Consider the following 25,339-nt stretch of genomic DNA (forward strand, 5'->3'; position numbering starts at 1 on the left):
TATACGTTAATTTGCGCATGGAATTAGAGTATAAGAAAGTGGGTAAAATATCCAATTATTAACCAGTGCCAATAATAGCCAGTCCCTTTGCCGTATTATCAATATGCCCCATCAAATTTCTTTCCTACACTATAACTTTAGATACTATATGATAATAAAGTGCGTACTTACCTCTTAATATGATACGAGCTATAATGAAGAACACACCGATTATGATGAATATTAAATGTGCTAGAGCTTGAATAAATGAACTGGTACAGAAATCATGTTCAATCGAATAAATCTTAATGATTTGAGTGAACAGATTTTTGTGAATGGGAAATGGAAAATGCACCTACGCTGTATAGTGATGAGGAGCAAAGAATGGAAAAAAACCAAAGTGGATATCGCAGTCGATCCCCTTTGTGAAACAATTTTGGAAATATGATATTAGCCACTAAAGTAGGAGCGAAGAAGCAGATACAACATAGCCTATACTATATGAAGAAATTAGAAGCTTTGTCCGATCCGCTTAATTGACCCTTTTTGTAGTATATAGGGATCGAATTATAGTAAGCGCTTTCTTTTCGTTTCAATCATTTAAATATAGAATAGGAGAATGCTACCATGGAGAAGAAATATTGTATTCATTGTAAAACTCTTTATACGAAGGTGACAATATGCTATGTGTGTGGAAAAAGTGAATTCCAGGAAATAAAAATTGATGTTCAACGTCAATCGCAGTCAGAAATAAAGGGATGAACTCGATTACTAGTCATTTCACAAATATCTGGAGAAGGATTACAAATTAGCTAACCTGTCTTTTAATTAGCAATGATGGAGCTAGCTGCTAGGAATATGAGGCTTAAGATAATGGCCATTTTTATGAAACAATGGAATAATCGAAGGGCTTTCAAGTATTCAAATACAATATCCGAGAAAGTATATTATGGTGAATAATGGTTTTGTGCTGTTTAAATAGAATGAAAGTAAGCATTTTATTTAAAAAATTTGTTATTGGAAGGAGCCAGGTATATGGGAACAATTATTTGTAAAAACTGCAATGAAATCATTGAAAACTATGAGGATGAAAAGGTAAGCATTCATTATTCACAATGTGGAACATGTCTAGAAGATGCCCCTAAAAGAGTAGATGGTGGACAATAGCGATAGATAAGATACTTTCTCTTTTAAAGTATATTTTATATACTATATGATAAAAAAGTGCATACTTCATTTTCAGAAAATTAAGAACTATAATAAATCATAGATCAATTGACTCATAAAAAATAATAAGGGGGGGGGGGAAGAATTCATGGAACTTCAATTAGCATTAGACCTTGTCAACATTCCAGAAGCAATCAAGTTAGTGAGGGAAATAGAGAAATCTATTGATGTTGTAGAAATCGGGACACCGGTTATTATCAATGAAGGCTTACGAGCTGTAAAAGAAATGAAAGAGGCATTTCCTAACCTGACGGTATTAGCAGACTTAAAGATTATGGATGCAGGTGGGTATGAAGTCATGAAAGCATCTGAGGCTGGTGCTGATATCATCACGGTTCTCGGTGCGACGGATGATGCCACAATTATAGGCGCAGTAGAAGAAGCTAAAAAACATGGGACAAAAATCCTTGTGGATATGATTAATGTAAAAGATATTAAAAAACGAACATATGAAATTGATGCTCTTGGTGTAGATTATATTTGTGTACACACCGGTTACGATCTTCAAGCGGTCGGTGAAAACTCATTTGAACAACTACAAATTATTAAACGGATTGTGAAAAATGCGAAGACAGCAGTAGCTGGAGGCATTAAATTAAAGACATTGCCAGAAGTCATTCAAGCAGAACCTGATCTTGTCATAGTAGGTGGTGGCATTACTGGACAAGAAGATAAGAAAGATGTTGCAGCTCAGATGCAAAGATTAGTGAAACAAGGCTTAGTTAGCCAAGGGTAATGCCAGCGTAGATGATTCAATCTGCAGCTGAATGTGTGAAAGAGATTAACTGAATGACTGTCTACGTGGCGGCAAAATTGGTAGAGTGGTACTTTGGGGTCTAGAGAAAAAGTTCGTACATTCTGATGAGGCTAATAAAATGTATGCGTTATCAAAAAAATGACCACTTGATAAATTAGAACATTTCAAATTGCATGATTTATCCTGTTGATTTGGAAATGAAGATATCTTTTGTTTGGTAGATTTTTTAAGAAATTAGCAGTCCGATTCGCATTAGGGGGGAAGGCTTATGTTACTAGTGATCAGTACGTTACTAGTAATCATCTATACAATTATTTGTATAATAAATATTTACAAGCATAAAGACAAGTTGAAAAATATGACAGGCATGACGGTTGTCATGGTATTAGTGATGGCTAGTGGTTTAGTGATCGGCTTAATTGCAGGAATCACATTAAAGGGGGATTTAACACTTTCTACAATTATAGCGATTAGTTTCAGTATTTTCATAGGGATCATAGCAGGAAGAGCAATCAACCTTTTAACTATGGTGGAAGGAACTGCAGCTGGATTAATGGGTGGAATGATGGGGGCGATGTTGGGAGAGATGCTGCCGTCCGATCATTTTATACTTATGTTGGTATTCACAGATGTTCTTTTTATTATAAGTGTTCTATTCATCATACTCTTAATCAATTCTGAATTAAAGCGTGTTGAAGAATGGATTTCTTTTTATCCCCGCACCGTTTCTTGGATTGTAACATTAGTCATCTCTACTGTGATTATACTTACTTTTGCACAATTAGAAACAAAGCCGGTACTCAGCGATTCCAATGTTCAAGAAGAACACCACCACCATAAATGAATAAGGTTTAATGGGGGTAGAGCCGAGTGAAGGCAATGAAATTTATTAATGTTAAATCGAAACCATTGTAATTAAATGTTCATAATGAGGCGGAAATTGTAATTATATATATGTTTCCTTTTAGAGTCTCATTACAAATATAAAACACAGAATAATAAGTTAGTTATAAAGAACCAAGTTAATTTTGGGGGATGAATGATTAATCCATTGCTAGAATCGATGAAAAATGCAATTTGTTTTAAACGGAAATTTGTTCAACCGGTTTCAATTATGTGTAATTTTTAGGAATTATTCTATTTATTCCAATTCGACTAAACTTCATATAATTGTGATAATTTAAAGACTAATTGATATCATAAACGATTATTTTATAAGCTGTTTTCCGGTACCACTATAAATCTTCATCTTAATTGAACACATCCAAGTGTTAAGTAAAAAGCTTTTAATCTTGGATATGCTCATTTAGGAAAATTCGTAGTAACAAATATATGGGGGGGTTTGAGCATGAGTGATAATTTGGAATTAAAAAAAGTTTTGGGACCGATACAAATATGGGGATTAGGAGTAGGTATCGTAATTTCAGGTTCATATTTTGGGTGGAATTATGGCTTAGCTGAATCTGGCTATGTCGGAATGTTAATTGCTACTGCCATAATCGGTGTGATGTATGTGACGTTGTGTTTATCACTTTCGGAGTTATCTACATCGATGCCACACGCAGGGGGGGCTTACGCCTTTACACGCAGAGCAATGGGGCCATTAGCCGGATTTATAACGGGTGTAGGTGTTACTTTGGAGTTTGCTGTAGGTACAGCGGTGTTTACCTCGGGTGCCGGTTATTATGTAAATTTTCTAATTCCTGAAATCCATCCTATTCTTGCTGCTGCTGTTCTATATGTATTTTTCTTTATCGTGCATATATTGGGCGTGAATGAATATGCCACAATTGAAATGATTCTTGTTACGATCTCTGTTGGCGTGGTCCTCCTTTTCTCTTTTTATGGAATGCCACACATTAGTGCAGAGAAGCTATTTGGGGGAAGCCTCATTCCTGGGGGGATTTCCGGCATTTGGGCAGCTCTTCCTTATGCAATGTGGTTATACATCTGCATGGAGATGTTACCGATGTTATCAGAAGAATGTCGTGATCCCGTTAAAGATATGCCTAAAGGTATTATGAGGGCTATTTTTACACTTGTGATCCTTGCCGTCCTCGTAGTAACAGTCACTGTTGGTCTTGGAGGAGCTATGGGTACATCTACAGAAGCCAATCCGCTCTCTTATGCAATCGCTAACGGTGTTAATGAAAATTCATGGTTAATTAGTGTTCTTTCTGTAGTCGGTCTATTCGGTATGCTATCGAGTTTAGCTGGAGCAATCTTAGCATATTCTAGACAAACTTTTGCTTTGGCAAGAGCTGGCTACTTCCCTAAATTTTTATCTAAATTAAGTGAAAAACGCCGTACTCCTTATATGGCGATTCTTGTTCCTGGAGTAGTAGGATTCGTCTTTGTTCTGATGTTTAATCCAGATCGATTAATATTAATTGCCACTTTTGGGGCATTAGTATCGTACATTATGATGAATATATCACTCATGATCCTGCGCAAAAAAGAACCAAATCTTGCGCGCCCCTATAAAGCGCCATTTTATCCAGTAGTACCAATTATCTCTATTATCATAAGTATCATTGCTTTGTTTTCCAGCATCTTTAAAGATCCTACCTTCTTCTTTATTAACGTAGCCATTTTCGCAGCGGCCGTGATTTATTACTTTGTATGGGCAAGGTATCGTATCAATAAAAATGCTCCAGAAGAACGATTTGCTATGGAAGAAGTAGCAGTAGATGTAGAGGCAGAGGCTAAGTGAAAAGTTAATGAAGAAGTTACAGTATAACTTTTAAAAAGTTAACGTACTCATTGAGTTTGAAGGCTAACCTCCTCCCTAATTTAAAGGAGCGGAATTTGAATTAGGAGGGCGGATAGTTCCTCCCTGAATCCTTAATATTTTTGAACAAAGTTGAGATTGTTTCAATCGGGTTTAGCCCTTTCTATATGGTACAGCTTCTTCTTAGATTGTAGAGAAAGTATGTCTTTCTCTACAATCTTTTTTATTTCCAACTCCATATCCAATTTTATTTTTACCTACAGAGGTATTTTTCACGGGTCACTCGATGATACTTTAATTGTTTTATAGCGTTTCCTGATGTATTCTCGTTTTTCCATCAGGGACCATTACTAACCCTGAATCGGCTATTCATATTGATGTGAATTATGAAGCAGGCTAAAGGTGAGATTAACCTAACCTTGCAATCTTTTGACCTCTCCCACGGCTAAAGCCGCAAGCCTCATATCTTGCGGTATTTCGGTGGGATTCTGTACAAGAAGTTTGATCAAATGACCCCCTATTCTTGGTGGGCGAGCCAATCTCCCTCTAGCTTGTAGGGTTTTGCAATCCAGCAAGTTCTTTTTACGTAAAATATTTAACGCACCATTCATATCAGCATTGAATTCATACCCAGTCGATGCACGGTACAACCCACGTTTAATCCGTTTACCGCTAAAAACATGTTCTGTTTTGTCTGCTGGATTCCATTTTGGCAAATCCTCATTGTCGAAAAACGATGCATTACTTGTGTAGGTTTCTTCTTGTTCTTTGTAAATAACCCCATATTGTTCACACAGATTCGAAAGCTGTTCTCGAAGTGTTCCAAAAGGGATTTGCGCAAACTGTTGGTTTCTCCTTTTACCTATGTTGATATTTCTTGTGAAATCTTCATTATAGCCAACGATGATAGTTCCTATTTGATTTTCAAGAAAGTGATTAATGATGATTCTTACACTCTTTTTCATGTAGTCATTGACTTGATTATTTCGCTTTAGTGTCATTGAATCCATTTGTTTGGTGTAGGTTTTCGAACAATTAAGGTAGCAAGCCCTTGGTGGGGTTTCTCGTTTGAAAAAGCTATAATTTAATGATATGTAAAATACGAAAGATACTCTAGAATTAGCTAGATGTCTTTAGAAAAATATATAAGCATATTGATAGTTTTTAGGTATAAAAGAGCGATCACTTGGAGAACATGAGGATAAGAAAAAAATAAGGGAGGAAAATAAACAATGAGTATAAAAAATTGTATTTTCTACGTTTATTCATGAAAGTCACATTGAACTAAATACCTAACTTAAGAATTTATTCAAACCATTTCATTGCAACTATTCATATTCGTCTGAATAGTTGATTGAACATTAGAATGTGGTTAATTAAGTATCCCAATGGCAAGTGAATTTCCTGTCAGCAACCCCTAAAGAATTAAAAAATTAATATTCTGTGAGTTATTCAATATACTAGAAAAAAAGGTGAAGGAGTTGGTTGTATATGGAGAAGCAATTACCTGGAACACCACTAAACCTTGAAGTGATGCTCGAAAGAGGAGAAAGTGGAAAATACGATTGACATCGCTACGACGATATTTCTCCAAATGAGACGATGAATCTAACAAGACTTTTCCCCTCGATTGATCACCTAATAGAAAAAGAACCGAATTTTAGTTTGATATAATAAATTAAGTTGAAAATTTATAAGCTAGTTATTTGTAAAATATTATTGTAAACGTTATCATTAAATTAAAAGAAGTAATATTACGGGTAAATTAGAAGGTTCCAAAGTTTAATCGGCAGATATTAATGAAGAAAAAGGTGAAGGAGCTGGTTGCATATGGAGAAGCAATTGCCTAGAACACCATTAAACCCCGAAGTGATTGCTGAAATGGTTCTAGATAAAGCCATTCGTGATTTCCGAAAAGAGAAAATAGAAAAGGCAATCGATCACTCATTGAAAATCAGAAATAAGGAAGAATTTATGCGATTAACGGAAGAATTAAAAAATATAAATTAAAACTGTTGAAACGACTCAGTCTGACTACTCTCATGGTTAAAGCCGATGGGGTTCTTACTCACAAACACCCCACTTACAATCTTCCATAAGAAGTGGCAGGGGGCGATACTTGGGTGAGCAACTCTTGAAAGAATCTCTCTCAAGGGGCAAGGTCGGTGCCAACTACGCCATCCGTATGGCGATCCTTTTTCTAGGGTTGTTATTTGAGATGAATCCAACAGTTAAATAAATGATTAAGAGGTAAGATATATGGAAAATGCAGTGAGGAAGTCAATCCTTACTGCATTTTTTTACGTGAATAGAAGAAACACGTCAAAAAAGGAGCATTTGCCGATAAGCCGATGTCTTTTCAATAATTTAAAAGTACCATATACAAATATAATAGAAAATAAAGAAACAAGCACGTGGTTTAGGGGGAAGCAATATGAATAATTTTATTGTTATGCAAGGGCACACTTACCAGGAAGAAAAAGATCTAGGTATTGTTATTGTTTAAATGGCTCAATAGAAGAAGCCAAAGGAAATCCTTTACATGGGATAAATTCAGTCTATTTCTTAATAAATATTCACTTCCATCACCAAGAATTAAAATGAATATATATGATTTAAGGCCGGATATATTTACTAAATTTATGAAACGCTAGTGAGTCCAAGATAGTTATAAAAATAGAAAAAGCCCTTCTTCTGGTTATTTGTAAACTACAAAATAAAGAAAGACTCATAAGTATTGAACATTATTAGATTCTCATCCTATTTTTTATACCATTTCGATTGGATCCTCACACCTGCATCTTTAATTAAATTATAAACAGGACATCTTTTTTCTACTTCTTCTTTTAATTCTTCTATCAGAGAATCACTTTCATCTGTTGTAAAGATAGCCTCAAAGTTCACACTTTGGAAATGAGGTGAAACACCTTCAACACCCATCAAGCCTCGTAGATCTAATGTCGCATTATTTTTGAACTCAACACCTTGAAAAGTGAAATTTTTTTCCTTGGCTATTAAGCCAATCATAACTGAAGTACACCCAGTCAATCCACCTAACACATATTCAACAGGATTGGGGCCATCATTTGTGCCACCCAAATTTCTCGGCTCGTCTACTATAAAAGGTGAAAAATCTCTAGCAGAAATGGAAGTTTTTAAGCCTTCTACCCACTCTCCACTCGTCTCAAACTTTATCAATTGTTTTGTTGTCATACTACCTCTCCTAATTCCAAGTTATTTTATAAGTTTAATTATATAATCAATAATCTGAATTGTAAATCTTTTTTAAATCTTAATCCATTGTCCATAAATACAAGAATTTTGCATTCAACTAGTAGAGCTTTTAAAATACTGTTCGTCATAAAACATCAATATGTAATGCACCATTTGTCTATCTATCCATTCCAGGACCTGTGAATAATGCAATTCAATATGAAGAACAGCTGCAAGATTATGTCGAAACCATTTTCCATACAATCGTGGAAATTGGGAATCAACCAAGCTTTAAAAGGATTCATTTGATCAATTTCCAGTCGAAGCTCTCTTCCTTTTGAATTAGGGAAACAACTGACAACGGAATTCTATATGAAGGAAATCATTAATTATCATTATGTAAATGGTCCGACTTCTCTAATAAACCCACCAACATCCAATGTTGTTGTACACATGTAGAGTATGGGAATAAATGCTGATGAACCTGTTCTAAACACTACTGCTTTCAGCTCGATCGGTGTTAAGGACGAATAAAATCTATCATACTTTGTCAAATCTAAATTGTTATAACTTGATTAACATTTCTGCCTTTAGAGAAGAATATTTATCCGGTGAAAGGTGGGATAATCCTAGTGTATCAACTTAATTTATTTTAGTATGTCCTCGTCCAATATGTTGTTCCCACTTGAATACCAGTTTACATAATACTCCTTATCGGTTTTTCGCAAAGTACTACTCTTAGCAATAATGACAGTAATATAACTTTTTATTTTCTAGCCTTACAAGTGACAGACATACCGAACATATGTTATGTTGATGTTGTCATTACTACATACTAATGAAGAATAAAGGACGAGGTGTTTGACTATGAATAAAAGGGAACTAGTGAATACGGTAGCCGTACAAGCTGAACTAACAAAAGAAGACGCCAAAAAGGCTGTTGATGCATTGATTGAAACGATCTCTGCTACGCTTGCTAAAGAAGAAAAAATCCAATTGGTTGGATTTGGAACGTTTGAAGTGCGCGACCGAGCAGCTCGAACGGGTAGAAACCCACAAACAGGAGAAGAAATACAAATTGCAGCTTCTAAAGTTCCTGCTTTTAAACCAGGTAAGGAATTAAAAGAAGCTGTTAAATAAGATTAAAATATATTTATAATAGTGTGAAAATACTCTGGGGATGAGATATTCTTCAGAGTATTTTCTATTTAAACAAGTATCCTTTTCCTTAATAATTGCTCCAAAATGTGTTTTCTTTCCTATTTTTAAATTCCTTTAGAATACGACTATCTTTTAAAAACCGGATACTATCTATTTTCCATGCATCTGCGGGGGAAAAACGGAATAAGTAAATATTCCCTTTGAAATATTTTATTTCTGAATTATTACTTACCCATTGTATTTCAACTGGCACTTCAAGACTTATTTTATTTACTAGGTCTTCAACAGGAAAAACAGACATACGTTTCAAATTTATATTTTCAACCGATTGAATATGCTCTTTCCAGTCAATTTGCTGAAGGGAAATGGTTGAGATTATCCGGGAATCCTGCTGCTTAAATCCAGCTACATATGCATTAATTAGTTCAAACGGGTCAGCGCTGGTAACATACTCTTGAAGTTTGCCTGCTGCTTTTAAAATCATTAGTTTATGTGATAAATCTATGGAGTTTGTGCGGTGGGTCTTACTTCCATAAAAATGGATGCAAAAGTGACCAGGAAAATCATTTTCTAATGCACCAGCACCATGTGGCATCCCATGCATTGAAGCCGCAATCCATTGATCATATTGAATGACAATAATAGCTCTTCGTTTCCAGCTCCATTTCCCGCCATATATCTCTTTCATTATTTTCGTATCTTTCGAAGTCAAGGGCTGAACGTCCGCATGGCGGTTTCCTGCCCGTCTCTGCACCTTAAACATTTTCCCTGTTTCCACATCCAACACTGTAAACTCGCTGTACTTCGGCAAAACCCCATCCACTTTCCCCCAAGGGAGCATATCAATCCGAATGCCCACACTTTCATCTTTTGCTAAAACATTGGAACAGTTAATGAACAGGGTAATTGATAAAAGAATGACCGTAATAACAAATCGCATTTATTCCACTCAATTTCATTATATTTTGAAAAAGCTTTAGACTACATACAAAAAGTTTTCCTAAAATAGTCTGGATGTATTCATCACTTACTGTAATTTAAAGAACAATGGAAAATGCTAATAAAAAACGAGGAGTGATGAGATGAAACTATGAATTAGCAGTGTCTTTCTTCTTTTTTCTTTATCTCAGCCAATGTTAGCTGAATCTCTTTCTTCACCGAAGAGTTATTTAGCCATAGTTATTGATGATTTAGGTAATAATATGAAGGGAACGGAGGAGATGATTAAGCTCCCGGTAAAGCTGACCGTTGCAATTATTCCCTTTATGCCATCAACGAAAGAAGATGCGGAGCTCGCTAGCCAATATGGGCATGAAGTTATTGTTCATTTACCAATGGAGTCGAAAAAAGGGAAGAAAAGCTGGCTTGATCCAGGCGCAATTACTGCTGATTTAAGCAATAAGGAAATACGTAAGCGTGTAGAAGCTGCAGTTAAAGATGTACCTCACGCTGTCGGAATGATTCATTCATATGGGTTCAAAAGCAACACAGGATGAAAGAGTGATGAAAATTGTTTTCGAGGTGTGTAAGGAGAACGGTCTTTTTTGATAATGTATATACAACCCAACATATTACAAAACAAGGCAAAAAACTGGCGGGGAAATTAACCGAATATGAACAGCTAATTGCTATTGGTTAAATGTTAATCTATGGATAAGAATGGTTGATGTTTCAAAAGAATATATTCCCATATACGAAAAAAGGCGAACGTTGTTTCATTGTCAGAATTAATTTCAGAATATAAATTTTTTTGAATAAAGTACCGATTAATAAGAGTAGATTTACTGACACTTAATTCCTTTGCGATCTGCTAATAAGGTACTTTTTCGCTCTCGATGGGGTTCTGCTGACAAACCCATATATTATACACTAAGATACTTATTGGAATGTATAGCTGGCTTCCCTATGTTGAGGCTATCTTGATCAAAAATAATAGCAAATAAATAGTTGGTAGTATACTACTTATATTTCATAGGAGTGTATTATTCGTGAAAAAAATTTGGATGTTACCCATTCTTCTATTCATTTCTTTTTGTTCCACAAAAACACCCGCATACGCTTTCACAGATAGTCGTGAGGCGTATGAAAAAACAGGTCACGTAATTTGGGAAGTAAATACTAGGGAAAAAATGGTCGCAATCACATTTGATGATGGACCTCATCCCATTTTCACTCCTCAAATACTTGATATATTAGCTAAATACAATGCAAAAGCAACCTTTTTTGTAACAGGTAATAAAGTTAAAAGATTTCCTGCTATTTTAAAAAGGCAAGTAAAAGAAGGACACGAAATTGCTAATCACACTTATAATCATATTTATGACAGAAATATTACAGCTGCTAAATTAACAGAAGAATTAGATCAAACAGATAAGATTATAAAGCTTTTCACAGGTTATAAACCAACTCTTTATCGCCCAGTTGGAGGCCTTTACAATGATTTAATTATTAATTCATCTGTAAAAAATGGAAAACTTGTTATTTTGTGGTCGTGGCATCAGGATCCACAAGATTGGAAAAGCCCAGCAGCCAGCCAAATTTCTAGACATATAACAAAAGGTGTTAGACCTGGTAATATCATTCTATTCCATGATTGGACTGGTAGCGAATTTTCTCAAACATCTCAGACAGTTAAAGCATTAGAAAATATCATGGAATATTTATACAAAAAAGATTATGAATGTGTAACAGTATCTGAAATACTCTATCGTACAACAACAATCATTCCATACCCCTTTGATTCTTTTCATGTAGGGAGCGATTAAGATAAGATATAAGGCTGATTTTATTTTTTATGAGGTTTGCTAAAGCTAATATCTTGGTATAAACGAAAAACATTAAAAAAGTCATAAAATCATTTTTGGTATTCTCGGAATTCAGCTTGCTCTGACCATTGTACCTGCCAAACCGCCAGTGCTTCCGATCTTCGTGTGGATTATCAGCTTTATTTTTTTACGCCATACAGGGGCTAGCCTCTCTTGCTACCGCAATTCATCCCAGCCAACCTCACACCTCAAAATAAGGGGGAATAAAACCTATCCATCATGCCGACAAGAGAAAAAGGGTTCTTTTCCGCATCTTATAAAGAAAAGCCTTTTAGCGTTTCGCCAATTTCCTCTTGTGTAATCCGATATTCAAATAAAGCATAGGATTACACAATTTATCCAATCTAAGTCTAAATGTTTTTTAGCAGAACCTGAATAACCAAACTGGTAAACTTTATCTTCTACTCGATACGATAGCATTAGGTTCATCTAAAAAAACGACTTTGATCGAATATCCTGAAACTGAATCAGAATCTTTCAGTTCTCTTGAAGATTCGATCTCCAATATATCCTTTTTGCGGTAACCTTTTTCGTTTATTAAAAAGTTAGTAACTTTTTCTTCTGTATAAGAAATAATCTCTGGAGAAGATTCAGGAGCTTTGTTAAGAGAATAAACTACATGAAACCCCTAGATATTGCCAATGTAACCACTACAAATACTGCAATCATAATATTTTTCATGTTTATAACCTCCTTTTTTTAAAAAAATACTATATTGGTAATATTTTGTATTTTATTCTATCATTTTAAAAATCTGTAATTTTAGTCTTGAAGGAAAATTTTTTAACGTCAAAAATATAAAAATAGGGGTTGCTAATTCGTGGACCAATTGCTATTAAATATAGAGTGAGAAGAGAGAAATATAAGAATGTAGATATATCAAGGGTTTATAAGAGGTGAGGTGTTAAATAAATTTAACACCTTATTTTTGACAGAAAAAAATCCGCACTCAAGAAGTACGGATAAATATTTAAAAACGATAGATAGGTAATAGGTAAATTGTGTTTTTTCTTATCATCTTTAACTCTAAAGTTCCGAAGGAACTTTTTGTCCTATTTTAATTCCGTATATTCCACTTTCTCGGCTACAAATTGGTCTCCTTGGACTCCATAGATAATTTTCAGTTCACCAACATAAGTTGCCGGACTTATATAACCAGATGCTGTTGCTATTAGCCTACCGTTCTCAATCTTGTAATAAATAACTGCTCCAAATCCAACATTGTCAAAGTAATAGTTCTTATTTTTGGTATCATCAGCAATCTTATTTACTGATTCAAAACCATTATCAACCGTTACTTTAACTTCTACTCGATCATCATATTTCTCTACTTTAGATTGAATATGTTTTTTTATAATTTCATCTAATGATTCAATTTTTAATTCTTTAAAGTTTGTTGGATTTATAATATGAACTTTCCCTAAATGCATTTCTGTCCCTGTTGCTTCTGTATAAAGTACTACTACTTCCTTTTTCCCATCGTTTGTAAGATCTATATACTGAATAACAGGCTTATATCTAGAATCGACACTTCTCCAATCATTAAATTGTTGTTTTTTCCCTTCTATTTCTACTATCATTCCTATATATGCTCCGTACTTATTTACCTTCATAGGATATAATTTTACATTTTTATTTTCGGGAGCAATGGAAATATTTTGTTCTGGCGAGTTAATATATACCGTACTGTCTGATTTGTTCCAGTTTACTTCTGCCCCAGAAAATTCAGCTAAAAATCGGATTGGCACCATAACACGCGATTGGATAAGTTGTGCAGGCTCATTTAGTTTATATGTTCTATTGCTACTAGTAGCTACTGTAGATCCAATTTTTAAGTTGATTTTTTCATTATTATTACTTACGAGTATCGTTTTACTTTTATTGTCCCATATTAAGCCAATATTCTGGAGATTGTTCACTATAGTACTTATTGGCACTAGGGTTGTTCCGTTGACAATGATCGGTTTTACATCAGTAGAAACAATCCGGTTATCTAGATTAATTTGAATTGCTTTGTCAGATGCTTCCACAGAGGAAAAATTATAAGTTATTAACGCTGCCATCACACCACTTGACAATAAACCTACCCATTTCTTTTTTTTCATAACTTTATATCTCCTTATTAATTAGATTATTGCGATGCAATCTGTTCGATTTGTCAATTTAAATTCCGAATATTAGGTCTATTATACAATAATTTCTATAAATTGGTTGCCTTAATGGCAACCTTATAACCTTTAGGGCAATGGTTTTTATAACGTAAAAATTATGAAAATAGGGGCTGCCAAATAAGAGTCGAATTGCTATTTAATATAGAGTGAGAAGGGACAACTTTTTAAATATTGGATAAACCCTTGATATTACTAGTTTTCTTCATAGTTTCGTAGTAATGATTTAAATCATCTATAACCGAGTTTTATAAAGAAAAATCCTTCAGGGTTTCATCTATTTCGTCTTGCGTAATCCCGATATACCGTTTGGTGATCGACGGGGCGGAATGGTTAAAGATATTTTGCAGGAACGCTAGGTCTTTCGTTCTCCGATAATACGCATATCCGAAGGTCTTACGCATCGTATGCGTACCGATATCATCATCCCGTCCTAGCACGTCTCCGGCCTTCACAAGCGCTCTGTAGGCTTGAGTGGTGGTAATAGGTCCATTTTCTCTTCCGACTGGCAAACAAGTACTCTCCGTCGCTCATATGAGCCGTATAATCTTCAATTTCCTCCCGTAGCTTCATAGGCAACATAAGTCGCTTCGTTTTATTCGTTTTTTTCTCTCGAATCCCGACATGCGTTTTTCCTTGTACATCGCCAACGGTCAACGGCACCATATCGCTTACCCGCAAACCCGTGTTAATGCCAAAACAAATAAAAAATAGTCCCGTTCGGAACCATATCGCCGTAGCGCCCATTTCATATCCTCGATTTCATTAGCCGTTCGCAACGGCTGCACGTTCTTTTCTTTCATGATTTTCCTCCACTATCGTACATTCAACGTGTGATATTAATAGATTATCAAAAGGGCCCAGTGGTATCAACGATTTGAATGTATGAAAATATCTAATATCATACATTCAAAAAATACATAAGCCGTTTCATGAAAAAAAGATTCATCAGCTTTTCAGAAAAATTTCCAAGTAGATTTAAAATACTGCAAAAAATGTAATAAATTTGAATTTTCAGAAAAAAATAATTCGAAACATCCATGTGCTACACTAATTGCAAACGCATACATTTCAAAAAAACAAAAATGAAATGAGTGGATTACTATGTTAGTAGAAGGTTTAATACATCATTTTCAACTAGTAAAAAAACGAACCCCATTAAATGTCAATGAATTACTAGATTATATTCAAAAAAGTTATATTTATGGGGAATTATCTATTGTTGAATACAAAAAACATTTTTTTGAATTGAACAAACTTGGAGCAGAAAAGCCAATATCATTTTTTGAAAATATAAGATCTTTGGATTTTGAAAATGCAAATTAAATTTTACAGGTGCATAACCGATAAAAACCGATGACGTTAAACCCCTTGGCTCCCAAGGGGTTTTTGTAAGGCGTATTCCTGGTAAATAACATTATGTTAATGGCTTTAAGGCCGTATTACGTGGCTTAAGCTACTCTTTCCAATGTACGAAAATATACTAAATCATATATTCAATGAAATCCTCAAAAACGCCCTTGTTCCACTAACATGGCAGGAGAGAAGTTGATCCGGCATTATCAAGGCTGTTTCAGCGTGATTTTATTGCCGTTGCGGAGTCTATTTCCGGATCTAGTTCAATACCCAAGAATTCACACGAAGTCTAACATATTATTTATTAGTGTGTTTAAAAAATAGAGGAGGGATTATGTTGTATACAGAATTACAATACCAATGGAATCAACCTCAACAAATAGAAAATGATGAAAGAATTATATTTGGAGGATTTGGCAGACCTGGCATGGGATTTGGCAGACCTGGTATGGGATTTGGAGGATTCGGCCCTGGCATGGGATTTGGAGGATTTGGCCCCGGCATGGGATTTGGAGGATTTGGCCCCGGCATGGGATTTGGAGGATTTGGCCCCGGCATGGGATTTGGAGGATTTGGCCCCGGCATGGGATTTGGAGGATTTGGCCCCGGCATGGGATTTGGAGGATTCGGCCCTGGCATGGGATCTGGAGGATTCGGCCCTGGCATGGGATCTGGAGGATTCGGCCCTGGCATGGGATCTGGAGGATTTGGCCCTGGCATGGGATTTTGAGGAATTGGTTTCCCCGGCATGGGTATTGAGAAAGTCAGTTAACATTAAAATTAACGAATTATATCTAGATGATGCTGTCCAAAAGAAAATTTTTGGGTAGCGTTTTTGCTTTAGTTTTTTTATCTAGCTTAATAGGCTAACGGGTGGCGTTGGTTCAAGAAGAAGACCCCGTCTTGGAAATTTTTTTAATGTACGAAAATATGTAAAATTATACGTTTGAGCTGTAAGTATACTTAATATAATATCAGAAGTCGTTGGATTCACGACAACCAACGACACAACCTTGATATCATCACTCACACTCCCCATAAAGGTTGCCTTAAATTTTTCATGTTTGATCAGCAATCTTAATTTAATAACCATCTTTAATTTAAAGAAGGACGGCCTATGACGGTCGTCCTTTTGTTACTTATTCATTATCAGAAGCCTCCGGAACAACTACAGCCAACAATGATTAAGAGGATAAACAAAACCACTATAAAGGCAAAGCCGCCACCAAATCCACGACCGCCATCTACACAACCTGACATATTCAAACAGCTCCTTTTGTTTTAAGGAGGAAATTACTACTTTCATGGGCTAATTCATTGTATGTTTAAAATAATGAAATGACACAAATATACGAATGTTTATAGGATGCAGGACTTTTTATTTAATAGTTAATCACCTATTTTGAGTGAAGATAAGCCCGTTCATATGATGCATGGAATGATGCTATTATCCTTATTCAACGGGTGCTTTAGTGAAAGAAGAATTTGCATAAAACACCCCTTTTTTATGCAGCTACCAGGCTTCTTCAGAAGCCGAAAATGTTGATTCATCAACACTGTATAAAATCATGTATAAACGATAAATATAAACAATTCGGAACCCCTTGGTGCTCAAGGGGTTTTATATTTCGGAACTTCCGAAAATTGCGATTATGTTAACTAGTTTTGTATACAGTATTCATCTGGTACTTTGGTATCTTGTTGAACTAAGTAGCAGATTAAATTAACCAAGATTTGTATTATAATAAGAATAGTGATTAATCAAAGATAAAGAGGTGAAAGTAATGGTAAGAAGAAGATAGATAGCCTCCTGAAATAGATGTGGTATTAATTTTAGGAGGCTATTTTAATCTATAGGAGATGTATAAATGATGAAACAAAATAAATATGATGATACAAATTTCTTTTCTGCATATGAGCAAATGCCCCGGTCAATAAAAGGACTTGATGCTGCTGGGGAATGGCATGTATTAAAAGCATTAATACCAGAGTTACGTAATAAAAATGTACTTGATCTGGGATGCGGTTTCGGTTGGCATTGCCGATTTGCTCGTGAGCAACAAGCAAGTTCTGTGGTAGCTGTAGATATATCCGAAAAAATGCTTCAAAAAGCTCGTGAAAAAACAGAGGATCCTTTAATTTCGTATATAAAAATGCCAATTGAAGACATCAATTTTTCAGACTCTCAATTTGATGTGGTAATTAGTTCATTGGCTTTTCACTATATTAAGTCGTTTGAAGCAATCTGCAAAAAAATCTATGATTGTCTAAAGCCTGGGGGTACTTTTGTTTTCTCAGTCGAACATCCAATCTTTACTTCTAGAAACAAACAAGATTGGCATTTCGATGACCATGGGAATCGTCTGCATTGGCCAGTTGACAACTATCAATCAGAAGGAGTCCGTGAAACAACATTCTTAACTGAGAACGTTGTAAAATATCATCGTACAGTTTCAACATATATAAATGACTTAATTGATGCTGGTTTTAGCATAAGAGCAGTCAAGGAACCTATGCCTTCTGTTGAAATGTTAAAAAGTGTACCTGAAATGAAAGATGAAAACCGAAGACCTATGTTTTTAATAATCTCGGTAGAAAAGGAAATTGCTTCTTAAAAATAAATAAATTTATATTAACCGTTTCTAATTTTTATATTACTAAAAGGATCTTCCAATTGCTATTATCCCCTTATAGTGGACAGTAAAAAGAAAGGATTATACTGTCTTCAATGAAGGGGATTTTTCATGGGGAAAATTAGAACAACCTATACAAAAGAGATTAAGCTAAAGGCGATTCATTTATACGAAAACGAAGATATGGGGATTAGATCAATTTCCAAAGAGTTAGGGATTGGATTTACAACTGTCCAAAGATGGATAGCTCACTATAAAAGAGAAGGAATTCAAGGGGTAGAGGAAAAGAGAGGAACATCTCGTAACCCACTTAAAGGTAGAGCTAACAAAGACGATGAAAGTGATACAGAAAAAATGACTCGATTAGAAGCAGAGAATGCCTTTTTAAAAAAGCTCTTAGCTGCGAAAAGGGGGATGATACAGGAAAAGAAAAATCGTTAAAATACAAAATAATTCATGAGCTTACGGATCATTTTACTATCATCACGTTATGTAAGATAGCCGGTGTTTCAAAAAGTGGTTATTACAAATGGCTAAAACGCCAAGATAACCCAACAGATAAGGAGCTGGATGATCAATCAATCGTAACTAAGATTATTAAATGCCAACAAGATCCTGATATTAATTGGAGCTACGGTTACCCAAGAGTTCAAACTTGGCTTAAAAAGACGTATGGTTTGAAAGTTAATCATAAGAGAATTTATCGTTTAATGAAAGCGAATGGAATTCAAGCGAAGATACGGGAAAAGAAGTGGAAGCACTTTGGGCGAAAAGAAAAATATGTCGTTTCAGAGAACGATTTAAACAGAGAATTTTCAGCTACACGCCCGAACGAAAAATGGGTAACCGATATAACTTATCTACTGTTTAATGGAAAGAAACACTATTTATCGGCGATACTAGACCTTTACAACAATGAGATTATTTCATATAAAATAAGTGAAAGAAATGATCTTAAACTAGTAGCTGATACAGTAAAAGAAGCCATAAAAAAAAGAGAGGTGAAAGGACTCCTATTACATAGTGATCAAGGATTCCAGTACACCTCAATAAGATATAACAAGCTATTAAAAAGATGCAACATGAAGCAAAGCATGTCTAGAAAAGGAAATTGTTTAGATAACGCTTGTATGGAGAGTTTTTTTAGCCACTTTAAAGCTGAATGTTTTTACCGATACCAATTCGATAGTTCGAATGAGGTTAAGGAAGCAGTAAAGAATTATATGAAGTTTTATAATCATAAACGTTTTCAAAAAAAATTAAATAACCTTAGCCCTACTGAATATAGAGCTAAGGCTGCCTAATAAGTGAACCTTTTATTAATTGTCTACTTGACGGGGATAAGACCAAATCGAAGATCCTTTTTTAATACCCATAAGGGTGATTATGTAAACTCTTCTTAATAAAATAAGAGGAGTTTTTTAAACTAGCTTATAGGAATAATGATGACATCAGTTCAAGAAGAAAACCCTTTTTGGTGGTCTGCAAAAATGTAAAGATTGCATTAACCACCTTAAATTTAAAGAAGGACGACCATAACGGTCGTCCTTACTTCTTAAAAGAATCCTCCGCCGCAACTACAGCCAACAATGATTAAGAGGATAAACAAAACCACTATAAAGGCAAAGCCGCCCCCAAAACCACGACCGCCATCTACACAACCTGACATATACACACATCTCCTTTTTTATTATCTGGACGAACTAAGAGAAAGAAACCTATTTACATAAACATGGTCTTGATAGTCAGCAGTCTTAATTTAATAACCATCTTTATTCTACGTGTGCAATTGATTATAATTCCTCTGTTTATTGAGCTGTAAAAGTGTTGCTACTTCCTGGACCCCAATTTTCTCCCCGAAAACCTTTTTTACCTCGTAAATTAACAAAGCAAGGCAACACCGTGTATTGAACCCCAGGTGTAGCATTCATGTTAAACGTAATAAAGAACCTTTTTCCTGAATTATCAACAGGCATAATCATTGACATATTAGATGTAAGACTATTCGTTGGAAGGAGCATCATATCATCCCTTGCAACAGTAGCAATATCTGAGGGTCTATCTAAATTATTTCTAATCCAGTAATTACTAACATTTGTAGCAGATTCCAAATCAGTGGGCTGGTCATAAATCATTTCAATTTGATTAGTAGCAGTTTGTCTTGCAACAAGAAGAATAGGATGAGGTACCATTTGCCTTTCTCTAGGCATCATTTGCTGTCCCGAATACATTGGAGAAAGCATGCTAGAATAAGGCATCATTTGCTGTCCCGAATACATTGGAGAAGGCATGCTAGAATAAGGCATCATTTGCTGTCCCGAATACATAGGGGAAGACATGCTAGAATGTGGCATCATTTGCTGCCCCGAATGCATAGGAGAAGCCATGTTAGAATAAGGCATCATTTGCTGTCCCGAATCCATTGGGGAAGACATGCTAGAATAAGGCATCATTTGCTGTCCCGAATACATTGGAGAAGCCATGTTAGAATAAGGCATCATTTGCTGTCCCGAATGCATAGGAGAAGCCATGTTAGAATAAGGCATCATTTATTGTTTGTCTCCTTTATAAAGTAGTCAATTAACTATAGTCATTTTATGAAAGTGAAAATATATTGTGAAATTTTATGTAAACATACTCTTGAAGTTTTTCAATGTACGATAATATAAAAATGATACATTCATATCGCATATTTCTTGTATCATTTTTATTATCTGGACAACTAAGAGAATGAAACCAATTCACCATAAACATTGTCTTGATAGTCAGCGAACTTCATTTAATAACCAGCTTTAATTTAAAGAAGGACGGCCTATGACGGCCGTCCCTTTTGTTACTTATTTATTAGCAGAAGCCTCCGTAACCGCCACCGTAACCATAGCCACCGCCGCCGAATCCGCCGCCACAACTACATCCAATAATAATTAAGAGGATAAACAATACAATTAACAAGGCAAAGCCGCCACCAAATCCACGACCGCCATCACATCCGCCATCTACACAACCTGACATATACAAACATCTCCTTTTGTATGAAAGGAGGAACTTACTACGTGCATGTGTTAATTAATTGTATGTTTAAAATAATGAAATGACACAAATATACACATTATGAAGCAAGAATTTTTATTTAATAGATAATCACCTATTTGGAGTGAAGATAAGCCCATTCACTAAATTTGGGCATAGTATGGAAATGGGGATACACCTTTTTCCAAAACAAGAATGATCAACAATCATAATTAAATAACCAGTAAATTTAAAGCAGGTTGCCCTTTTTGTTACTTACTTATTAGCAGAAGCCTCCGCCAAATCCACCACAGAAGCTAGCACCAATAATAATTAAGAGGATAAACAATACAATTAACAAGGCAAAACCGCCACCAAATCCACAACCGCCACCGACACAACCTGACATTACAAACATCTCCTTTTATTTAAAGGAGGCACTTAAATGGGCTAATTTATAGTATGTTTGAAATTAATAAAATGACACGAATATGCATGAATCAAAGCTCCAAAATGTACTTTGATCAGGAGTGCCATTTTTATGTCGAAATTTGTTTTCTATTAATAATTGAATATGTAAGCGCTTTCTGTTATAGTGATAATAGGTTGGATGGCATGCGTGGCTGTCATAGTATCTGGCGTAGGTGGGGCCGATACCAGGGAGAGGTAGAGGAAATTTCTTGTTTTATTTGTATAAAACTAGCTTTTTTATGTAGTTTAGAGGCTTCTTTAGAAGCAGAAAATGTTGATGTAACAATGTTATATAAAATCATGCATAAACAATAAAAACGGAGACGTTAAACCCCTTGGTTGTTCAAGGGGTTTTTAGTATGATTCCTTCCTACAATTGACTTTATGTTAACTAGATTTGTATAGAGTATTCATGTGATACTATAAATAAGCTAAAACAGTGAGAGGAATAAGGGGAGAATGAAACAACAATTAACTCTATCTATAATGCTATTTTTCTTTTTGCTTTCCATGTTTCCAAATCAAAGTAAAGCTCTGAGTTGTGTAGAAATAGAGGGTCCGGCCATTAATCATTATAATGCTGCCATTATGGGAACAGTTTTGAATGTAAAAAATGATCTTGTACAAAAAGGATTTACTGGCCTAAAAGAGACAAAAAGGTATGTCCTGATAGATGTTGAAAAAAGTTGGAAAAGTGAATTTAAGTCACAAGTGATTTTTGAAACCAATTTTACTTGGGGTTATAACTTTGAAAAAGGGAAAAAATATCTTATTTATCCCAACGAAGAAAATGGGATTTATACGAACAGTCCATGTAGTCCTGTTAGTTCAGTAAATTCAAGTAACCAATATGAAGAACTGCTTGGAGAAGGTCTAAAGCCAATAGAAAAGGTTAATTTAGGTTATAAGATGTGGTTTATGTTTGATGATTTAGATCTTGAATTTACCTTATTACTAATGGTCATTTTCTTAATCTTAATTTGGAGATGGTATGCAAAAAGATTAAAGTTAAAGAACTAAAAAGCATAATTTTCTAAACCAGCTAAAAGGATCTTCCAACTGAAGATCCTTTTTCAGTACCTATAAAGATGATTATGTTAACTAATTATGAATAATACATACAACGAAAAAACATCATTATTTTGTTTGTTTTATAGAATCATACAGTCCTATTGGATAAGTCATCATATAATAAATAAAAAGTGAGGTGGAACATTTTTATGAGTAGTCCCAGTATAGGTGAGTCGGATAATTTGCCGACATCAGAGGAAGTCATACAACTGAATATCCAAGATGGATTACTACATAAAAATAGAGTCCGTCTTCTATAAGCTTTTGAAACATGGCTTCCTCTAAAAAAGAGGAGGTTGGAAAAATGGTACAAAACATTTGGAAGCAAATGAATTTTAAAAAACAAATCGAAAAACCGAAAAAAATCCAAGGGTTCGATATTGATTTAAACCAGGAAAACTTATCACGTATTGATCGTCTTGTAGATCGCTACGAATCAGAAATTCTTCATCAATTGGATAGTGATTACACGCAACGAACAAAGTGGTCTGATCGAATTGCAGACAAAATTGCGCAATTTGGAGGCAGTTGGAAATTTATCATTTATTTTAGTTGTACTCTTGCAGTTTGGATGATTTGGAATAGCTTATCAATTACAAAAGCATTGCATTTTGACTCGAAACCGTTTATTTTATTGAACTTATGTTTATCCTTTATCGCAGCATTTCAAGCACCTGTTATTATGATGAGTCAAAATCGTCAAGCTAAACGTGATAAAAATGAATCGGTGATAGATTTTGCGATTAATTATAAAGCAGAGCAAGAGATTGATGATATGCAAAGTCGTCTACACAATATAGAAAGCCAATTAACAGAGATTAGAGACTTACTAAAACAACAAAAAAAAGAAAATTGATTATAAAAAAGGATCTTCACGTTGTTATTATCCCCTCCATAGAAGACAGTATAATCCTTTCTTTTTACTGTCCACTATAAGGGGATAATAACAAAACCGAAGATCCTTTTTCAGTACTGATAATTGACATTATGTTAACTAGGTTTGTATAGAGTATTCATTCTAGATTTTTACTATAAATCGAATTCTATCTTAGCAAAATGAGTAATTGTGCTGGATGTCTGCCATTGCATATATTAAAAAAAGGTGTAAATATATATTATTTTAAGCGAAATTAAGTTTTTTTTATATAAGGGTGGGGAAGGTTTACCTTTTTTGGAGTAGAAAATAAAATTCAATTGAAAGACTATATAACCTGTCCATTTCAAAATAAACGAATTTGACATATTATATTACATTCCAATGTAAAGGAGGTGGATACTATGTCACTAGTTTACTCTACTGGTCCACTTAATAATGAAACTGATCTTGTCGGTCCTCCAACCCAATCTAAAACTGTAACTACTAATATTTTGAATAACCATAAACACACAACTATTACTGCTGACATTAAAGTATTTAGTTTACAAGGTGTAGGAACTAAAGTTTTGATAGACTCAACCACTTTAACAATTCCCCCTAACACTCAAAAATTCACAGCAACTTTAACAAACACGCTTGTATTTGAAGTAGTAATCAAAATCCATAAAAGCGAAGATAAAAATGCTGTTTTAATTGGAGTATTTGGAAAGGATGCATCAGGAAACCTTAATCCAAGTCATCGTTTAGTACACAGGGAATTAACACGAATCCATGATTAACTGTTTAGTGAAAACTTCAAAAAGTGTCTTTGATATGGCTTCTTCGACTAAAGTATCCGTATCAAAAACAGCCCTAATTTTCTCCTTCATCCCATAACTACCTTTCCTTTCAATCTTTTCTACTCTCCTATCCATCCTCAATCTCCCTTATATTTTCTATGCAGTATTCAATGGGAATCCATTTTTAGAGACTTGATTTTGGTTGCCTTAATGGCAACACGAAAAATCCGACACCTAAAGGGGGGAAGGAAACGATTCGAGGAATGAGGGGCCACATCTAAAACATTAACTATAAACAGGGTTTTGCTGAATATTTATTGTTTCTCTAGAGTTATCAAATGAGTGTACCCTATTGAGAAGGTAACGATCTATTGATTTTTAAGGCTGTAAAGCTTCTCAAATACACTTATCAAAATTGTTCAAATGGAATTTAATTCCACGGCGACCTCTGAAATCCAGAATCGTTACCATACTCCAAATACAATCGGGGTAATAATAGGTTATGGTATATTCTCATCACTTAATTTGATTATTGTAAAATTTTCCTATAAAAAACCACTTCAAATATAATGAATTTTCCACAATTGGGCGCTTTAATTAAACAAGCAGCTAAAAGGATCTTCCAGTCGAAGATCCTTTTTCAGTACCGATAAGTTACTTTATGTTAACTATATTTGTATAAAGTATTCATGTTTCCCTTAGAAACCTTGTTCAATTAAAGGGCCCTGTGGAGGAGCATTTTAAAAGAAAATTGGATATTTATCGATGAGTTTGTGAGGTTTGTACTTGAGCTAAACGAAGCAGGTTAGCGTGATTGTTAAGTGCTAGAATATTAGTTAAAATAAGAGAATATTACCCAATACTTAAGACTTTAGTTGTAGGGGTATTTATTTACGAGGGGGGGAACGTACTATGCATTATGACGTAATTGTAATTGGAGCAGGTTCGATGGGGATGGCGGCAGGTTATTTTTTATCAAAGAGTGGGAAAAGAACTTTATTAGTAGATTCCTTTAGCCCGCCCCATAACAAAGGGAGTCATCACGGTGACACGAGAATCATTCGGCATGCGTATGGTGAAGG

Annotated in this window: 26 protein-coding genes and 2 pseudogenes; 17 read left to right on the plus strand and 11 right to left on the minus strand. The window is 34.8% G+C overall.

The genetic code is table 11. The features are described from left to right. Positions 1-1,014: 1,014 nt before the first annotated feature. The 4 genes from AC625_RS26240 (at position 1,015) to eat (ending at position 4,676) form a co-directional block, all read left to right on the plus strand. Positions 1,015-1,146: a GapA-binding peptide SR1P gene (locus AC625_RS26240; protein WP_082191318.1), complete on the plus strand. Its 132-nt coding sequence runs from the start codon at positions 1,015-1,017 to the stop codon at positions 1,144-1,146. Positions 1,147-1,294: 148 nt separating this feature from the next. Then, positions 1,295-1,942 carry a 3-hexulose-6-phosphate synthase gene (hxlA, locus tag AC625_RS24385; protein ID WP_049684012.1) on the plus strand — a complete coding sequence of 216 codons (648 nt, stop codon included), beginning with the start codon at positions 1,295-1,297 and terminating at the stop codon, positions 1,940-1,942. A 289-nt stretch (positions 1,943-2,231) separates the two neighbouring features. After that, positions 2,232-2,807: a hypothetical protein gene (locus tag AC625_RS24390; RefSeq protein ID WP_049684013.1), complete on the plus strand. Its 576-nt coding sequence runs from the start codon at positions 2,232-2,234 to the stop codon at positions 2,805-2,807. Positions 2,808-3,311: 504 nt separating this feature from the next. Further along, entirely contained in the window at positions 3,312-4,676 is a 1,365-nt protein-coding gene (gene eat, locus AC625_RS24395; RefSeq protein WP_049684014.1) for an ethanolamine permease, read from the plus strand. 431 nt (positions 4,677-5,107) lie between these two features. Here eat and AC625_RS24400 read toward each other — a convergent pair whose 3' ends face one another. Further along, positions 5,108-5,695, minus strand: a complete 588-nt coding sequence (locus AC625_RS24400) for an IS200/IS605 family accessory protein TnpB-related protein (RefSeq protein ID WP_053178212.1) — start codon at positions 5,693-5,695, stop codon at positions 5,108-5,110. A gap of 829 nt (positions 5,696-6,524) precedes the next feature. Between AC625_RS24400 and AC625_RS24405 the strand changes: the two genes are divergently transcribed. Continuing rightward, the gene (locus AC625_RS24405; RefSeq protein ID WP_049684015.1) at positions 6,525-6,704 is read left to right on the plus strand and encodes an IDEAL domain-containing protein; all 180 of its coding nucleotides are present in this window, start codon (positions 6,525-6,527) and stop codon (positions 6,702-6,704) included. Between the two features lie 750 nt (positions 6,705-7,454). On the opposite strand, the gene AC625_RS24415 is transcribed toward AC625_RS24405, so the two are convergent. Beyond that, positions 7,455-7,907: an OsmC family protein gene (locus tag AC625_RS24415; protein WP_049684017.1), complete on the minus strand. Its 453-nt coding sequence runs from the start codon at positions 7,905-7,907 to the stop codon at positions 7,455-7,457. An 867-nt stretch (positions 7,908-8,774) separates the two neighbouring features. On the opposite strand from AC625_RS24415, the gene AC625_RS24420 reads away from it, so the two are divergent. After that, the gene (locus AC625_RS24420; RefSeq protein ID WP_049684018.1) at positions 8,775-9,047 is read left to right on the plus strand and encodes an HU family DNA-binding protein; all 273 of its coding nucleotides are present in this window, start codon (positions 8,775-8,777) and stop codon (positions 9,045-9,047) included. Between the two features lie 88 nt (positions 9,048-9,135). Here AC625_RS24420 and AC625_RS24425 read toward each other — a convergent pair whose 3' ends face one another. Beyond that, the gene (locus AC625_RS24425) at positions 9,136-10,008 is read right to left on the minus strand and encodes a hypothetical protein (protein WP_049684019.1); all 873 of its coding nucleotides are present in this window, start codon (positions 10,006-10,008) and stop codon (positions 9,136-9,138) included. Between the two features lie 193 nt (positions 10,009-10,201). Between AC625_RS24425 and AC625_RS28700 the strand changes: the two are divergent. Beyond that, positions 10,202-10,822: pseudogene (locus AC625_RS28700) on the plus strand (divergent polysaccharide deacetylase family protein). Positions 10,823-11,056: 234 nt separating this feature from the next. After that, the gene (locus AC625_RS24435) at positions 11,057-11,833 is read left to right on the plus strand and encodes a polysaccharide deacetylase family protein (protein ID WP_049684020.1); all 777 of its coding nucleotides are present in this window, start codon (positions 11,057-11,059) and stop codon (positions 11,831-11,833) included. A gap of 1,112 nt (positions 11,834-12,945) precedes the next feature. Here the strand turns inward: AC625_RS24435 and AC625_RS24440 are convergent. Together AC625_RS24440 and AC625_RS28705 are read right to left on the minus strand one after the other, a co-directional pair. Continuing rightward, positions 12,946-13,998, minus strand: coding sequence for a copper amine oxidase N-terminal domain-containing protein (locus tag AC625_RS24440; RefSeq protein ID WP_049684021.1), 1,053 nt, complete (start codon positions 13,996-13,998; stop codon positions 12,946-12,948). A gap of 311 nt (positions 13,999-14,309) precedes the next feature. Continuing rightward, positions 14,310-14,864 (minus strand): annotated as a pseudogene (locus AC625_RS28705) (site-specific integrase). A 301-nt stretch (positions 14,865-15,165) separates the two neighbouring features. Between AC625_RS28705 and yppF the strand changes: the two are divergent. Together yppF and AC625_RS24455 are read left to right on the plus strand one after the other, a co-directional pair. Beyond that, complete coding sequence (yppF, locus tag AC625_RS24450; protein WP_049684022.1) at positions 15,166-15,387, plus strand: YppF family protein; 222 nt, start codon at positions 15,166-15,168, stop codon at positions 15,385-15,387. Between the two features lie 367 nt (positions 15,388-15,754). Beyond that, positions 15,755-16,147, plus strand: a complete 393-nt coding sequence (locus AC625_RS24455; protein WP_082191320.1) for a hypothetical protein — start codon at positions 15,755-15,757, stop codon at positions 16,145-16,147. A 419-nt stretch (positions 16,148-16,566) separates the two neighbouring features. Here the strand turns inward: AC625_RS24455 and AC625_RS26245 are convergent, their stop codons facing one another. After that, positions 16,567-16,677, minus strand: a complete 111-nt coding sequence (locus tag AC625_RS26245; RefSeq protein WP_082191321.1) for a YjcZ family sporulation protein — start codon at positions 16,675-16,677, stop codon at positions 16,567-16,569. Positions 16,678-17,288: 611 nt separating this feature from the next. On the opposite strand from AC625_RS26245, the gene AC625_RS24465 reads away from it, so the two are divergent. The 3 genes from AC625_RS24465 (at position 17,289) to AC625_RS24475 (ending at position 19,354) form a co-directional block, all read left to right on the plus strand. Then, on the plus strand, positions 17,289-18,032 hold the full coding sequence (locus tag AC625_RS24465) for a class I SAM-dependent methyltransferase (protein WP_049684054.1): 744 nt from the start codon (positions 17,289-17,291) through the stop codon (positions 18,030-18,032). A 129-nt stretch (positions 18,033-18,161) separates the two neighbouring features. Further along, positions 18,162-18,491, plus strand: coding sequence for a helix-turn-helix domain-containing protein (locus tag AC625_RS24470; RefSeq protein WP_049681094.1), 330 nt, complete (start codon positions 18,162-18,164; stop codon positions 18,489-18,491). Beyond that, positions 18,413-19,354 (plus strand): IS3 family transposase, encoded by a 942-nt coding sequence (locus AC625_RS24475; RefSeq protein WP_156187487.1) that lies wholly within the window; start codon positions 18,413-18,415, stop codon positions 19,352-19,354. Before AC625_RS24470 ends, AC625_RS24475 begins: the two co-directional genes overlap by 79 nt. Before the next feature lie 251 nt (positions 19,355-19,605). Here the strand turns inward: AC625_RS24475 and AC625_RS26250 are convergent, their stop codons facing one another. The 4 genes from AC625_RS26250 to AC625_RS26260 all read right to left on the minus strand — a co-directional run bounded on the left by AC625_RS26250 (position 19,606) and on the right by AC625_RS26260 (position 21,468). Beyond that, complete coding sequence (locus AC625_RS26250) at positions 19,606-19,719, minus strand: YjcZ family sporulation protein (protein WP_082191322.1); 114 nt, start codon at positions 19,717-19,719, stop codon at positions 19,606-19,608. 139 nt (positions 19,720-19,858) lie between these two features. Then, the gene (locus AC625_RS28050; protein ID WP_245645129.1) at positions 19,859-20,599 is read right to left on the minus strand and encodes a polyadenylate binding domain-containing protein; all 741 of its coding nucleotides are present in this window, start codon (positions 20,597-20,599) and stop codon (positions 19,859-19,861) included. Positions 20,600-20,894: 295 nt separating this feature from the next. Beyond that, complete coding sequence (locus AC625_RS26255) at positions 20,895-21,062, minus strand: YjcZ family sporulation protein (RefSeq protein ID WP_082191323.1); 168 nt, start codon at positions 21,060-21,062, stop codon at positions 20,895-20,897. Positions 21,063-21,342: 280 nt separating this feature from the next. Then, entirely contained in the window at positions 21,343-21,468 is a 126-nt protein-coding gene (locus AC625_RS26260; protein WP_082191324.1) for a YjcZ family sporulation protein, read from the minus strand. 521 nt (positions 21,469-21,989) lie between these two features. On the opposite strand from AC625_RS26260, the gene AC625_RS24490 reads away from it, so the two are divergent. The 3 genes from AC625_RS24490 (at position 21,990) to AC625_RS24500 (ending at position 24,257) form a co-directional block, all read left to right on the plus strand. Beyond that, positions 21,990-22,550 carry a hypothetical protein gene (locus tag AC625_RS24490; RefSeq protein WP_049684025.1) on the plus strand — a complete coding sequence of 187 codons (561 nt, stop codon included), beginning with the start codon at positions 21,990-21,992 and terminating at the stop codon, positions 22,548-22,550. Positions 22,551-22,905: 355 nt separating this feature from the next. Beyond that, a complete protein-coding gene (locus tag AC625_RS24495; protein WP_049684026.1) occupies positions 22,906-23,457 on the plus strand; it encodes a DUF1003 domain-containing protein in 552 nt (183 codons plus the stop codon). Between the two features lie 422 nt (positions 23,458-23,879). After that, positions 23,880-24,257: a hypothetical protein gene (locus AC625_RS24500; protein WP_049684027.1), complete on the plus strand. Its 378-nt coding sequence runs from the start codon at positions 23,880-23,882 to the stop codon at positions 24,255-24,257. On the opposite strand, the gene AC625_RS27130 is transcribed toward AC625_RS24500, so the two are convergent. Continuing rightward, on the minus strand, positions 24,237-24,392 hold the full coding sequence (locus tag AC625_RS27130; protein WP_156187687.1) for a hypothetical protein: 156 nt from the start codon (positions 24,390-24,392) through the stop codon (positions 24,237-24,239). The genes AC625_RS24500 and AC625_RS27130 overlap by 21 nt on opposite strands. Positions 24,393-25,169: 777 nt before the next feature. On the opposite strand from AC625_RS27130, the gene AC625_RS24505 reads away from it, so the two are divergent. Next, a partial coding sequence (locus tag AC625_RS24505) for an FAD-dependent oxidoreductase (RefSeq protein WP_156187691.1) occupies positions 25,170-25,339 on the plus strand: 170 nt, incomplete at its 3' end.

The sequence above is a fragment of the Peribacillus loiseleuriae genome (genome assembly GCF_001183985.1).
GTDB classification, from domain to species: domain Bacteria; phylum Bacillota; class Bacilli; order Bacillales; family DSM-1321; genus Peribacillus; species Peribacillus loiseleuriae.